16 protein-coding genes and 1 pseudogene are annotated in these 12347 nt (G+C 62.9%); 5 read left to right on the forward strand and 12 right to left on the reverse strand.

Translation table 11 applies throughout. The features are described from left to right. Positions 1-140: 140 nt before the first annotated feature. From VI08_RS21760 to VI08_RS10650, 9 genes and pseudogenes are all read right to left on the reverse strand, one after another. Positions 141-419, reverse strand: a complete 279-nt coding sequence (locus VI08_RS21760) for a hypothetical protein (protein WP_157006628.1) — start codon at positions 417-419, stop codon at positions 141-143. After that, the gene (locus tag VI08_RS20845) at positions 416-1597 is read right to left on the reverse strand and encodes a hypothetical protein (protein WP_052697828.1); all 1182 of its coding nucleotides are present in this window, start codon (positions 1595-1597) and stop codon (positions 416-418) included. The genes VI08_RS21760 and VI08_RS20845 overlap by 4 nt, the downstream gene beginning before the upstream one ends. Before the next feature lie 25 nt (positions 1598-1622). Next, positions 1623-1967 carry a hypothetical protein gene (locus VI08_RS10620; protein ID WP_045829550.1) on the reverse strand — a complete coding sequence of 115 codons (345 nt, stop codon included), beginning with the start codon at positions 1965-1967 and terminating at the stop codon, positions 1623-1625. 215 nt (positions 1968-2182) lie between these two features. Further along, positions 2183-3598, reverse strand: a complete 1416-nt coding sequence (locus VI08_RS10625) for an HlyD family type I secretion periplasmic adaptor subunit (RefSeq protein ID WP_232309522.1) — start codon at positions 3596-3598, stop codon at positions 2183-2185. 8 nt (positions 3599-3606) lie between these two features. Further along, positions 3607-3879 (reverse strand): annotated as a pseudogene (locus VI08_RS10630) (type I secretion system permease/ATPase); the annotation flags it as partial. A gap of 145 nt (positions 3880-4024) precedes the next feature. Further along, on the reverse strand, positions 4025-4387 hold the full coding sequence (locus VI08_RS10635) for a DUF4288 domain-containing protein (RefSeq protein WP_232309523.1): 363 nt from the start codon (positions 4385-4387) through the stop codon (positions 4025-4027). A 23-nt stretch (positions 4388-4410) separates the two neighbouring features. Further along, entirely contained in the window at positions 4411-4614 is a 204-nt protein-coding gene (locus VI08_RS10640; RefSeq protein WP_045829554.1) for a hypothetical protein, read from the reverse strand. 239 nt (positions 4615-4853) lie between these two features. Beyond that, positions 4854-5216 carry a DUF4288 domain-containing protein gene (locus VI08_RS10645; RefSeq protein ID WP_232309524.1) on the reverse strand — a complete coding sequence of 121 codons (363 nt, stop codon included), beginning with the start codon at positions 5214-5216 and terminating at the stop codon, positions 4854-4856. Between the two features lie 14 nt (positions 5217-5230). Next, on the reverse strand, positions 5231-5596 hold the full coding sequence (locus VI08_RS10650) for a DUF4288 domain-containing protein (RefSeq protein WP_045829556.1): 366 nt from the start codon (positions 5594-5596) through the stop codon (positions 5231-5233). A gap of 129 nt (positions 5597-5725) precedes the next feature. Between VI08_RS10650 and VI08_RS10655 the strand changes: the two genes are divergently transcribed. Genes VI08_RS10655 through VI08_RS21330 form a run of 3 tightly spaced genes read left to right on the forward strand, consistent with a single transcriptional unit; the run spans position 5726 to position 6654 of the window. Further along, the gene (locus VI08_RS10655; RefSeq protein ID WP_045829557.1) at positions 5726-6136 is read left to right on the forward strand and encodes a hypothetical protein; all 411 of its coding nucleotides are present in this window, start codon (positions 5726-5728) and stop codon (positions 6134-6136) included. Positions 6137-6196: 60 nt separating this feature from the next. Further along, a complete protein-coding gene (locus VI08_RS10660; RefSeq protein ID WP_198148916.1) occupies positions 6197-6454 on the forward strand; it encodes a hypothetical protein in 258 nt (85 codons plus the stop codon). A 23-nt stretch (positions 6455-6477) separates the two neighbouring features. After that, positions 6478-6654: a DUF2256 domain-containing protein gene (locus tag VI08_RS21330; protein ID WP_084621437.1), complete on the forward strand. Its 177-nt coding sequence runs from the start codon at positions 6478-6480 to the stop codon at positions 6652-6654. On the opposite strand, the gene VI08_RS10665 is transcribed toward VI08_RS21330, so the two are convergent. Both VI08_RS10665 and VI08_RS10670 read right to left on the reverse strand, forming a co-directional pair. Continuing rightward, positions 6641-6904, reverse strand: a complete 264-nt coding sequence (locus tag VI08_RS10665) for a hypothetical protein (protein ID WP_045829558.1) — start codon at positions 6902-6904, stop codon at positions 6641-6643. The genes VI08_RS21330 and VI08_RS10665 overlap by 14 nt on opposite strands. A 108-nt stretch (positions 6905-7012) precedes the next feature. Further along, positions 7013-7648, reverse strand: coding sequence for a YajG family lipoprotein (locus VI08_RS10670; protein WP_198148917.1), 636 nt, complete (start codon positions 7646-7648; stop codon positions 7013-7015). 107 nt (positions 7649-7755) lie between these two features. Here VI08_RS10670 and treS point away from each other — a divergent pair, with 107 nt between their 5' ends. Beyond that, entirely contained in the window at positions 7756-9837 is a 2082-nt protein-coding gene (treS, locus tag VI08_RS10675; RefSeq protein ID WP_045829560.1) for a maltose alpha-D-glucosyltransferase, read from the forward strand. Between the two features lie 30 nt (positions 9838-9867). Then, complete coding sequence (locus VI08_RS10680) at positions 9868-11085, forward strand: glycoside hydrolase family 27 protein (RefSeq protein WP_052697829.1); 1218 nt, start codon at positions 9868-9870, stop codon at positions 11083-11085. A 3-nt stretch (positions 11086-11088) separates the two neighbouring features. Here the strand turns inward: VI08_RS10680 and VI08_RS10685 are convergent, their stop codons facing one another. Then, positions 11089-12345 (reverse strand): hypothetical protein, encoded by a 1257-nt coding sequence (locus VI08_RS10685; RefSeq protein WP_045829561.1) that lies wholly within the window; start codon positions 12343-12345, stop codon positions 11089-11091. Positions 12346-12347: the final 2 nt, after the last annotated feature.

A 12347-nucleotide genomic window follows, 5' to 3' on the forward strand; every position in this document is an offset into this window, starting at 1 on the left:
TGCGACGGAAAGTTGCACGATCCCCAACCGAGTCAGGATCACTTTAATCATCGCAAGGATGTCGCGCGTGTCAGCTTCCTTTGGCCAGTCGTAGGTGACCAAGTATCGAGCTTTCACCACGCCTTTCTCATGCGATGTTGTCATGGGATTTCAAAGATGTTTTCGACAGTCACCGGCTCAACTTGCGTCGGTACTTCCGGCACCGGCTCGCCGGGACGCCCTGGAGAAAACCTCGGCTGCGTCGTAACACTCGGCGCCGATGGCGCGCCTTGTTCAGGAAGCGGATCAGCTTCAACGACCCGATCGACGCCAGGCCGTCCCAACTGCTCCCTTGCCGAGGTAAGTTTATCTTGCATCTGCTGCGCAGTCTGCCCCTGCGACACGACTTCTGTCATATCGATGCTGTCATCCTTGTTCACGACGGTGACGTCGGGACGGATATTGGGCGCGTTTTTGTCGCCCGTGACGGTCCGTAGGCTTTGATGTTGAAGAGGATTTGACCCTGGCCATCCTCGTCGGTGATGTAGTCATCCACCGCCTGCGCGGTCATGTCCGCGGTGGTAAACACATACGTGTCATACCCCTTCCCGCCGACCAGCGTGTCGCTGCCCGCCCCACCATCGAGCAAGTCGTCGCCGTCTCCACCCTTGAGCTTGTCGAAACCCGCGCCGCCGTGGAGGGTGTCGTTCCCCGCTCCACCGCTCAGGAAGTCTGCCTTGTCGCCGCCATAGATGATGTCGTTGCCATCGCCGCCCACGGCGTCATTTTTGACATCCGCCTTGCCCGCCCATTTGTCATCACCCGACGTGCCAAAGAAAAGCTGGTCGCCGACGTGCGGAAGATAGACGGAGTTACCATTCTTGAGCGCCCTTTGAATCACCTGGGCAGCATCAGCCTCGTCCTCGCCACCGAAAATTTCGAGGAAGTCATTGACGCCATTCTTGATTACATCCCCTGTTGCCATCAATGCGACGCCGGCCGCGATGAGCGCGAGCGTCGTCACGACTGGCCCACCAGCGAGTGAAACCACGAGGATCGCCGTCGCCTCGGCCAGGATGTTGCCGAGAAAGAATGATGCAGCCAGGCCCGCAATGGCGGTCGCATCACCCTTCAGCCAGTCCTCGACGCCTTCCCAGCCTTGTGCTGCCTTGTCAAGGAAGTCGGGGACTTTGAAGGACGTCGACCACGCTGGACCAGCTCCTTCGCCAAAGTATGTGGACAAGACCGATTTCTCGGAGAATATCGACAATGAAGACGCCGTATTCTTGATGAGTTCAGTCAACGCATCCTTGCTCTCGACGGCAGACTTTGCGAGCAACTTCTTTTCATCGAAGCCTTTGGCCCATGTGTCACACAAGGCCGCCCATTCACTATCACCCGTTCCACGGAATCGGTCAGCGAACAAATGCGACAGCTCAGCACATTGCTCGTAGAGCGAAGCCTGGGATGCAGCGAATTGAGCATCGGTGAGGCTCCCCGCCTTCGCCTTCGCCTGCAAATCTGCGAACGACCGAGTGAAGTACTCGGTCAATGCAGTGGACAACTCCGTTATCTGGAACCCGATACGGCTCTCGCCAAAATATGGGAAGCTCACCATCAACTCCTTTGATTAAGATGAAAAATCAGCTCTTCTTGAGAGCTTTCCAGGCAGCTACTGCAGCCAGAGCAGCGAGAACGCATGTCGCCGCAGAGAGCACGCCAAGTGCACCCCAGAAAAGCAAGGGATGCTCGTCGCGGTGGAACGTCACGCTGCCGCTTCTGCTGCCGTATTCCACAACACCCCGTTCGATCACGTGAATGACCCCTCCGACGGCGCCACCGACATAGGCACCCAGCGCCGTGGCGGCAAGAGCCCACGCAAGCCGTGCCGCACCGTTTCTCGCCCCGTCTGTGAGCGCCTTGTTGAACAAGGCAATCAAGATGCTGGCGCTTGCCGAAGCGGCGATGACATAACCTATTGCGATCATTCAACGACCTCCCCACCGCTGGAAAAGAAGCCCTTCCCGGCCGCAACATCCTGTGCTGGAAGCCGGTCAGCTTTCGCCCTTACCCATTCTTTTGCAAACGATTGCTGTAAGCAGTAGAGGGCCATGGCAGTGCTTGTGCACGCTGCTCCGGTGATCAAAAATCCCCGCATTTGCATACCCGACCCTGTCGTTTCAGTATTGGCGACCGTACATCTTCAGCGCTCCTGCATCGCCTCATGCGTGGCCTGTTTGAGTGGCGACAGGAGATAGTCAATGACCCTGCGCTTGTCGGTCTTGATCTCCACCGACAGGGACATGCCTGGCGACAGGTGGACTGGTACGCCATCGACCACAAGGGTGTTCGTCGGCAGGATGACGCGGGCGAGGTAGACCAATCCGAGCTTTTCGTCCTGGATGGCATCGTGTGACACACTCCCGACGCGTCCTTCGAGGTGGCCGTAACGCGTGTAGGGAAAGGTGTCGACCTTGACGGCGGCCGCCTGCCCTGCCCGAATGAATCCGATGTCCCGGTTGAGGACCGTGACTTCGACCTCGAGCGATTCGTTGTCAGGCACGACCGAGAGCAGCGGCTGTGCGGGCGTGACCACGCCGCCAATCGTGTGGACGGCGAGCTGCTGGACCGTGCCGTCGACAGGCGAGCGCAGGGCCATTTGCGCATTGTGCTGTGTCGTCTTTTCAACCTCGGGCCCATACTGGGCGACTTGTTCCTGCGCCTGGCGCAGTTCGTCGAGTGTTTGCCGGCGGAGTTCCGTGGTTGACAGCGCCAGTTCCTCACGGGCGCCCACAATGGCCGAGCGCAGCTCCTGGGCACGGCTTCGCTGGGCTGCCAAGTCTCGCTCCGCGTTGATGCGCTCCTGCTTTCGCACAAGGTATTCCTGGCGAGGGACATACTTCTTGTCGAGCAGCGCCTCGTAGTCAGCCACCCGGGTTTGCGATATGGCGAGAACCTGCTCGAGCGGCGCTATCGCAGACTCGACCGTGCGAAGCTCGGCCGTCTTTTGCTGGACCATCGCCTCGAGGCCCTGCTTTCGCGCAAGGAAAGCCGCCCACTGGCTGGAGGCAAGGTCCCGCATGGCGTCGAAGCGGGTGGCGGGATACGTCCCGTCGTTGGTCAGGACCGCGAGCATGCCGCCGTCGATTGCCTTGGCCATCGCGCCGCTGCGCAGTGCGTTGAGGCGGGCGCTGAGCAGGGCATCGCGTGCCTTGTCGACCTCCGCGCTCGTGGCCGTTTTGTCGAGTTCAACGAGAATCTCGCCTTTCCGGACATGCTGACCATCGCCGACCATGATGCGACGGACCACCGCTGTCTCCGGCGGCTGGACCACCCGCGTGCGTCCGGTGGTGACGGTCTTGCCAGCGCCGACGGCGACAACGTCGAGCTTCCCAAGACACGCCCAGGCCACTGCTACGGCGAACAACGCCATGATGATGCGCATGCTCCACCGGGGCACCGGGGAGACAGGCGCATCCATCAGTTCGAGGTGTGCCGGCAGGAACGCAAGCTCGTCAGCGGTCCTCGATGCAGGCACCATGGCGTGACGTTCGGCCCACGCTGCCTTTGAGATGTCCCGGTACCGGGCGAGCACCGCACCGATGGCATCGATTCTCATGCCCATGGTCAGCCCTGCTGGAGTCGGTGGAGCTGACGGAAATGGCCGTCTTCCAGCGCGAGGAGTTCGGCGGGCGCACCGGACTCGACGATGCGCCCCTTGTCGACAACGATAATCCTGTTCGCCTGGCGCACAGTGGATAGACGGTGGGCGATGATGATGACGGTTCGATCGCGGCAGATGGCGCGCATGTTGTCCATGACCGCTCTTTCCGACTCGTAGTCGAGCGCGCTGGTTGCTTCGTCAAAGATGAGGATCCGGGGGTCGAGGACGTGTGCCTTCATGGTTTTGTCCTCAGTGTTGCTGCGCTGCCGGCAATGTGGAGAAATTGACGTCGACGGCGCAACCACGCGAATGTAGACCTTGATCGGCCGGTCATATGGCGTTCGGATCCTTATGGACGAGCACGCTGATCGCAAGACCGCATCAATCAGCGTCGTAGAACACGTCCACCCCGTCACCGTTCGCGAGCTTTCGGAGGGCATCCTCGTCATCGACCTCAAACGTCGAATAGGTGACTTCCATACCACTGGAAGGATCACCAAACCCGGTTTCCGGCGTTTGAAGAACGGTGATGATTCGTCGAACGCCAGCGAAAAGATATTTCGCTGGTTTGTCGTCCACGGTGAGCGTTCCATCCTCGTTGAGGTCCTCTCGCTTTCGGCCGATCTCCTCAGCCTTGAGCAGGGCTTCGTCCCCATTTTCAGCATTTATTAGATGGACATTCTCGTGCACAAGAATCGACTCTTGATCCTCGCACTGGTAGTAGAAGATCAGATGCGCACACATCCACATGGCTAGCTCCTGTCATTTCATGCATGGCCATCGCGCCTTCTCCGGCGCCGTCGCTGTTCCGCCATCCGCTTTAGATCTGGCGTAAAAAATGAATGGAAGACCAGGCCTGATCCAACGAGCAACGGAAAAACGCCCAGGAACTGGAGTCCCCGGGCGTAGCCAATCAAGACCATCGTCAGGCCGTAGCTGATGACGCCGAGCACAATGATGACGGGGAACATGACCAAGATGAGCCTTACCCACAATCGCATCATTGGAGAGGCTATTTTCCGCATATACATGGATTCCCTGCCCGAATTGCTGATTCAAGCCAAGCTTTAACGCCGGGGCCCCTCAACTCGGCGGCCACGGCCAGCGATTCGGTCGCCTGGCGAAATGCAAAAGCGACCGGACAACATGAACACGTCGCAGAACGGGTATCGAGACAAATGAGCGCCACTATGCCGCCCCAACTGATTCATCACTCCGCTTCATAGAAGACATCAACACCTTCCCCGTCCGCTAGTCTCCGAAGAGCTTCCTCATCGTCAACCTCGAACTGCGAATAAGTCACTTCCATGCCACTTGTCAGATCCGCGTCGCCTTTTCCTGGCGCCGGGACAACGGTAATGATTTTTCGCACGCCCGCGAAAAGATATTGCGCCGGCTTGTCGTCGATGGTGAGCGTTCCGTCCTCATTTAGAATTTCCCCCTCGCGCCCAAGTTCCAACGCCTTCCTGTTCGCATCCTCAGCGCTATCCGCTTCGATCAGATGGACATTTTCATGGACAAGGATCGAGTCCTGCTCGGCGCATTTGTAATAAAAAATGAGATGCGCGCACATCCACATAACGCCCCCTACTCTCGATAAAGCACGTCGACGAAGTCGCCATGCGCTAGCTGCATGACCTCCGACAGGTTATCGACCTCGAACTGTGAATAGGTCACCTCGACGCCGCTGACGATCTTTTCCACCGCCGTGTCCGGCGTCGTCTCCACCGAAATGACCTTGCGGACCCCAGCGAACCGGTATTGCGCCGGCTGCTCATTGAGGAAGAGCGTGCCGTTCTCGTTCAGATCCTCTCCCTCCTTCCCGATACGAACGGCCTGCTCGTTGGCCGCGTCATCATCCACCGCATCGATCAGGTGGACATTTTCATGCACGAGAACGGAATCCTGCGACTCGACCACGAAATAGAAAATGAGGTGTGCCGAATACCACATGCGTTTGCTCCATCGGGCATCCGGGGCATCTTTACACAGTCCCGGCCACCAGGTCGTTGACCACACCGCTTGCAGCGCGCACGCTAGCACCGCTTCTCAGGGTCAGGGGATCACTGGAGGAAGGCATACATGTTCAAGAAGCCAGCCGCTTGTCTGGCGTTACTGCTGGGCATCACATCGATGGCCGCGCACGCCGCCGATACGTTCAAAGTCGACCTTTCCGTATCGCGCCAAGGGGTCATCGTGGACCAACCCAGCATCCAGGTCGCAGCGGGCCGCGACGCGGACCTGACCATCACCCCGCCGGGTGCCCCGGGCGACAAGGCCATCCGGCTGATGGTGTCCGTATCCGCCGCCGAGGCAGGCACCGTCGGCCTCCACATGCTGGTGTTCGACCGGGTAAACGGGGAGTGGACCCTGCGGGCCGAGCCCAGCGTAAAGGCCAAGCTTGGCAGCAACGTGCAGCTGACCATCGGAACGAAGGGGCTGGCGCGCGCCGCTTCGCCCATCGACCTGAAAGTGACGGTGGCGGCCGGGTAACCGGCACGGTTCGCCGGTGGGACAATTTGCCCCGGCCCGGGGCGGGCGGCTTTAGGTAGCATGGCTTACCTCGGCGAAGCCACCAAAACCATGCTGGACTGGATCCCCATCGTCTTCATCACCTTCAAGGTGCTCGTGTTCGGCACGGGCATGTTCTTCGCCATCCGGTGGCACTACGAACAGGGCAAGAAGGGGCGCCAGGCGGAGCGGCGCGCGGTGCTGCGCAAGGTCGGCACGGTAGCCGTCATCTTCGTCATCGCCCTGGTGGGCCTTCTGTTCGCGACGTTCACCGTGAGCCAGAAGCTGGGCCTGACCTGACCACAAACCGGCCGCGCGCCAGGATGAAAAAGCCCTTCCTCCCCCAGAAAATCTGCGCCAGCTGCGGCCGCCCTTTCTCCTGGCGCCGCAAATGGGCACGCGACTGGGAGCAGGTTCGCTATTGCTCCGAGCGCTGCCGGCGCACGAAGGGCAAGCAGGGGGACAAAGCGCCCCCGGATACGCCACTCACCCCGCGATAGGCGAGCCCACGGCAGCAGCGGCGAGGCCGTGTGGAACCAGGCCGCCAAGCGCCTGCTTTGGCAGGGTCGCCGCGGTCGCCTTCGCTACATCGAGTGCGCAGCTCATCGCTTCCGAATAGGCCGCGAAGCGGCGCGCGATGAGGCGGCGGTGCACGACGGTGCCATCCGGCTCGGTGATGACATACGAGGCCGAGTAGCCCCTGCCGGGTACGAGCTGGACGTCGACGTCGATGGTGTAGAAGGAGTCCATGGCAGCTTTCACGATGAGACAGACTCATCGTGCACCACGGGGTGTGAGGCGGGAGTGCACATTTTCGGTGGAGGCTCGCGGGCCGTTCCGCCCGCGAGCCAGGCACCATCAGCTTCCGTTCACCAGGAAGTGATCGAGCGCGGTATCGCTGAACACCTTTTGGAGTAGCTCAGACAAGGCCGTATTCATCCACGCGGCGTTCGTATCCGCCGTGGGAACGACCACGACGCGCTGCTTGTCACTCACGCGATAGAGCTGCTCGTAGTTGCTTGAGCCGCTGTGGCCCACGGTCTTCAACGCACCGGCAATCTCAACGCCACCCGTCCAGAAGCCCGTGGAGGTCGAATACGTCAGGTCGCGTAGCTCGAACGCGAGCTGGCGATCCGCCGATGCGCCGCCGGTAACCACCTTGTAGCCCCGGTCTTCGAGGCCCTTGCGGATTTTCTCCTGGATCAACTGCGCCATATCCTGGCTCGTCGTGATCTCCGCGGCCGCGCCATAGGCGGTGCCCCGGTGCCCCAACGACGTGTTCGGACGTTCGTCGACCACCTTGAGTGCCACGGTCACCCCCGCCCCAACCGAGGATTTTGGCACCACGACATTCGGATTGAGCGTCACGACCTGCTTGTTGAACGCACATCCGCTCAGGAAAAGAACCATCAACCCCAACACTAGCTTTTGCATCACTGCTCCCCCTTCTCCATGAAGTGTGCGCAAGCTATCAGAAAATTCGTAGATATTCACCTTCCCTACACAATGCGTTTTGGGGCGCCGAGTCGCCATGAGACCGCCCACCTCCCGTAGACGCCCCATCCATCACCCTTCACGTTTCCACGCACCCGCGACCCGCCATGACCGACAAGAAGCCCACCCTGCCGCCCAGCGCCATCGAGCAACTGGCCGCCGAATCCATGCTCGCGCAGGCACGCGCCATGGCGGTGGCCTTCAGCGGCACGGGGCGTATGTGGCAGCACCCGTACGCCATCCCGCGCCCGCGCTCGGCCTCGGCCATCGCGCCGGTGTGGTTCACGGCCTACCCCGCCTCGATCATCACCGGCGAGGGCGAGTCGGTGCTGAAGACCCTTTCCGATCCGTCGCTGTGGTCCGCCCTGTCGTCCATCGGCATCCGCGGCGTGCACACGGGTCCGATGAAGCGCGCCGGCGGGTGGACGCCAGAGGGCTACACACCCACGGTGGACGGCCATTTCGACCGCATCGGCTTCGAGATCGACCCGGATTTCGGCAGCACCGACGAATACGTGGCCCTCAGCCGCATGGCCGCCGCCCACAACGTGGTGGTCATCGATGACGTGGTGCCTGCGCATACCGGCAAGGGTGCGGACTTCCGCCTCGCGGAAATGGGCCATGGCGATTACCCGGGCCTTTACCACATGGTGGAGATCCCCGAGGAAGACTGGCCGCACCTGCCCGAGGTGGCCGACGGTGACGACGCCGCCAACCTCTCCCCCGCGCAGGTGGATTACCTGCACGATCGCGGTTATATCGTCGGCCAGCTGCAGCGCGTGATCTTCTTCGAGCCGGGCGTGAAGGAAACCGACTGGAGCGCCACGCCCGTGGTGGTCGGCACCGATGGCAAGGCGCGCCGCTGGGTGTACCTGCATTACTTCAAGGATGGCCAGCCCAGCCTTAACTGGCTCGACCCGTCGTTCGCGGCGCAGCAGCTCGTGGTGGGCGATGCGCTGCATTCGATCGACCGGCTGGGCGCGCGCGGCCTGCGCCTCGATGCCAACGGCTTCCTTGGCGTGGAGCGGCGCACGGGCGGCCCGGCGTGGTCGGAGGGCCACCCGCTGTCGCTCACCGGCAACGCCCTGCTCGCGGGCATGATCCGCAAGGCCGGCGGTTTCTCGTTCCAGGAGCTCAACCTCACGCTCGACGACATCGCCGCGATGTCGCGCGCTGGCGCCGACCTCTCGTACGACTTCATCACCCGGCCCGCCTACCAGCATGCGCTGCTGACGGGCGATGCCGAATACCTGCGCATGATGCTGCGCATGGCCCACGAGTACGGCATCGACCCGGGTTCGCTCATCCACGCGCTGCAGAACCACGATGAGCTGACAACGGAGCTGGTGCATTTCTGGACGCTGCACGCCAACGACATGTATACGTTCGGCAACCAGTCGTGGCAGGGGCGCACGTTGCGCACGCACCTGCGCGAGACGATCCACGAGCGCCTCGCGGGCACGCACGCGCCGTACAACCATCGGTTTGTCACCAACGGCATCGCATGCACCACGGTAAGCGTGATCACGGCGGCGCTGGATATCACTGACCTTGACGCCATCACCGACGAGCAACTCGCCCTCATCCGCAAGATCCACCTGCTGCTGGTGATGTACAACGCCTTCCAGCCGGGTGTGTTCGCGCTATCGGGCTGGGACCTGGTCGGCGCGCTGCCGCTCCCGCTCGAGGCGGTGGCCGAGCGTGCCGCGGAAGGTGACGTGCGCTGGATCGAGCGCGGTGGCTACGACCTTGCCGGGCGCCACCCGGAGGCGGACGCCTCGGCCGGCGGCCTGCCCCGCGCGCGGTCGCTCTACGGTGCGTTGCCGGCGCAGCTCAAGGACCCCGACTCGTTCGCGAGCCAGTTGAAGCACCTGCTCTCGGTACGCGAGGCCTACCAGATCGGTGCCAGCCACCAGATCGCCATCCCCGACGTGGCCCACCCGGGCTTGCTGGTGATGGTGCATGAGCTGCCCGATGGCCGCGGCACGCAGGTCACGGCGCTGAATTTCAGCGGCACCGCGCTGGAGGAACAGCTCACCCTGCAGGGCGTGCAGCCCGGCCCCGTCGTCGACATGGTCGCCGAGACGATCACCGGCGACCTGGCGGAGGATGGCCTGCTCACGCTGGCCCTCGGCCCCTACGAGGGCGTATCGCTTCGCGTGGTGGGTGCCCTGCCGTCGATGGCATAGTCACGCTTTCGCCGTTGGGTGGGAGCAAGCATGTCGTTGCATCGAAGGTTCCGCACGGCCGTCGCCGCCGCCGTCGTCGCCGCCACGCTTGGCTGCAGTTTGGGCGTGGCTGCGGGTAGCGACACCCGGCACGTCGCTGCCGAACCCGCCGTTCCCTCTAACGGCCTGGCCCAGCTGCCACCCATGGGCTGGAACAGCTGGAACCATTTCGCCGGCCGCATCACCGCCGCCGACGTGCGCGGCATGGCGGATGCGATGGTCGCCACGGGCATGCGCGACGCGGGCTACACGTACGTCAACATCGATGATACGTGGGAGGGCGAACGCGATGCCGCGGGCCACATCCGCCCCAACGCGAAGTTCGGTGACATGGCCGCCCTCGCCGCCTATGTCCACGCACGCGGGCTGAAGCTCGGCCTCTACTCGTCGCCCGGTGCGAAAACCTGCGCGAAGTTCGAAGGCAGCTTCGGCCACGAAGACGACGACGCCCGTACATACGCGGCGTGGGGCGTCGACTTCCTCAAGTACGACTATTGCGGGGCCACGCTGCTCTACCCGGTGACCCGCGAGAACCAGGAAGCGCTGTTCCGCCGGATGGGCCACGCCCTGCGCAACGCCGGCCGGCCCATGGTCTACAGCCTCTCGCAATCGGGCGAATTCGATATCTGGCGATGGGGGCCCGGAACCGGCGCCAACCTGTGGCGCACCACGCCGGATATCAGCGATACCTGGGCGTCGATGTCGCAGCGCGGCTTCCGCCAGCTTGAGCTGGCCGCCTGGTCGGGCCCGGGGCATTGGAACGACCCCGACATGCTGGAGATTGGCAATGGCGGCATGGACACCGACGAATACCGTACGCAGATGAGTTTGTGGTCGATGCTCCCCGCGCCCCTGCTCGCGGGCAACGACCTGCGCACGATGGATGCGGCCACGCGCAGCATCCTGCTCAATCGCGAGGTCATCGCCGTCGACCAGGACCCTGCGGGCAGGCCCGCGCGCCGGCTGCAGAAACAAGGTGATGTCGAGGTGCTTGCCCGCGACATGGCCGACGGCTCGGTGGTGGTCGGCTTCTTCAACCGCGGTGACGCAAGCGCCAGTGTGTCATTCGCGTGGCACCGCCTGGGTAGCGGGTTCGCAGGCACCGCGACCGTGCGCGACCTTTGGGCGCATCAATCCTCGCCAGCGGGCGACGCCTTCCATGGCGACGTGCCCCGGCACGGCGTTGTCCTGCTGCGCCTCAGCCGGTAGCGCTCACGGGCCGGGTGCCGGCTCGATCCAGTGCGCCAGTTCCATCGGCGACGCCTTGTCGGCCGAGCCAGCCTGCGGCACGTGCACGTTCAGGCGCACGTAGTAGGGCCGGCGGTGCGGGCCCTTGTACAGGCCCTTGTCGTCGGTGGGCGCATCGGACGGGTCGTAGCCGGCGAACGTGAGGTAATAGTGCTCGTGGCCGTCGCTGACGATGGCCGGCACGCCCGGAGCGTAGACCTGTTTTCCGACGTAGTTGGGCCACCGCGGCTTCTGCGACTGCAGCAGGTACACCACCTCGGGGTGGTTTGGCTGGCCCCAGATATTGGCCACGTCCGGCATGGCCACGCGGCGGTAGTAGTGGCCCGACGAAGGCAGGAAGGTGTCGGAATACGCGATGCCCGCCTTGTAGTCCGGCCGGTTGAACGTGCCCACCGAGTACGTCATCACGTACTTCCCGTTGATCTTCGTGACGTTGCCCGTCTCGATCAGCCGCACGTTGCGCGGATCATCCAGGCCATAGGCCCGCTCGGAGTTGTGACCCCCGTTGGCCATCTCGGGCCCGAGCAACGGCACGGGCATGCGCCGCGTCATCGCCGTCGGCGATGCCATCAGCTGCGCCACCACCGCGTCCTGCCCCTCGCCCACCTTCTTGTTGTAGATGAGGTAGAGCGAGCCGTCGTCGTCCTGGAAATACTTGCCGTTGTAGTTGTTGGGCGCAAAGGTGGCGAGGTCGCCGACCAGCAGCGTATCCGCTTCCCAGTCCGTGGGCACGCCGGCATCGGTGCCGAGAGGGTGCGCGTGCATGATGACGTTCCAACCCGTGCCGGTGCCGCCGATCTTTTTGACGTGCGCCGTCACCGCCATCTCCCAGGAGCCGGTGTTGTCCTGGAAGATATTCAGCCCTTCGAAGTTGTTGATCTGCACGCCGGCCGCGGCCGCCTTGGCCGTGAACGGGCCCGGGTCGATCGTCACCTTGGTTGGCGTGAAGCAATTCGGCTGGATCGCGCCATCGCAGTTGAGCAGCTGCTGCGTGGTGCCGGAAAACGTCGGCAGCCCGGCCTTCGCATTGCGCGGGGCGGTACGGATCGGGTACGGGTCCTGGAAGTACCCCGTGTGCGCCGCCACGTCGACGGTCGTCATGGGCTGGATCGTGATGCGCTGTTTCTGGATGTCGATATCGCCATCCTGCGCGCTGGCGCCCGCGGTGGCGCTGGAGAGAACGAATAACGAGAGACCCGCTGCAAGTGCGTTGCGACGCATGG

Source organism: Luteibacter yeojuensis (assembly GCF_000964085.1).
GTDB classification, from domain to species: domain Bacteria; phylum Pseudomonadota; class Gammaproteobacteria; order Xanthomonadales; family Rhodanobacteraceae; genus Luteibacter; species Luteibacter yeojuensis_A.

What these genes read in the sequence shown, in the direction of transcription:
- VI08_RS20845 (WP_052697828.1), bottom strand. Translation starts at nt 1,597, where the DNA reads ATGGTGAGCTTCCCATATTTTGGCGAGAGCCGTATCGGGTTCCAGATA.
- VI08_RS10620 (WP_045829550.1), bottom strand. Translation starts at nt 1,967, where the DNA reads ATGATCGCAATAGGTTATGTCATCGCCGCTTCGGCAAGCGCCAGCATC.
- VI08_RS10625 (WP_232309522.1), bottom strand. Translation starts at nt 3,598, where the DNA reads ATGAGAATCGATGCCATCGGTGCGGTGCTCGCCCGGTACCGGGACATC.
- VI08_RS10635 (WP_232309523.1), bottom strand. Translation starts at nt 4,387, where the DNA reads ATGTGTGCGCATCTGATCTTCTACTACCAGTGCGAGGATCAAGAGTCG.
- VI08_RS10640 (WP_045829554.1), bottom strand. Translation starts at nt 4,614, where the DNA reads ATGTTCCCCGTCATCATTGTGCTCGGCGTCATCAGCTACGGCCTGACG.
- VI08_RS10645 (WP_232309524.1), bottom strand. Translation starts at nt 5,216, where the DNA reads ATGTGCGCGCATCTCATTTTTTATTACAAATGCGCCGAGCAGGACTCG.
- VI08_RS10650 (WP_045829556.1), bottom strand. Translation starts at nt 5,596, where the DNA reads ATGTGGTATTCGGCACACCTCATTTTCTATTTCGTGGTCGAGTCGCAG.
- VI08_RS10655 (WP_045829557.1), top strand. Translation starts at nt 5,726, where the DNA reads ATGTTCAAGAAGCCAGCCGCTTGTCTGGCGTTACTGCTGGGCATCACA.
- VI08_RS10660 (WP_198148916.1), top strand. Translation starts at nt 6,197, where the DNA reads ATGGCTTACCTCGGCGAAGCCACCAAAACCATGCTGGACTGGATCCCC.
- VI08_RS21330 (WP_084621437.1), top strand. Translation starts at nt 6,478, where the DNA reads ATGAAAAAGCCCTTCCTCCCCCAGAAAATCTGCGCCAGCTGCGGCCGC.
- VI08_RS10665 (WP_045829558.1), bottom strand. Translation starts at nt 6,904, where the DNA reads ATGGACTCCTTCTACACCATCGACGTCGACGTCCAGCTCGTACCCGGC.
- treS (WP_045829560.1), top strand. Translation starts at nt 7,756, where the DNA reads ATGACCGACAAGAAGCCCACCCTGCCGCCCAGCGCCATCGAGCAACTG.
- VI08_RS10680 (WP_052697829.1), top strand. Translation starts at nt 9,868, where the DNA reads ATGTCGTTGCATCGAAGGTTCCGCACGGCCGTCGCCGCCGCCGTCGTC.
- VI08_RS10685 (WP_045829561.1), bottom strand. Translation starts at nt 12,345, where the DNA reads ATGCGTCGCAACGCACTTGCAGCGGGTCTCTCGTTATTCGTTCTCTCC.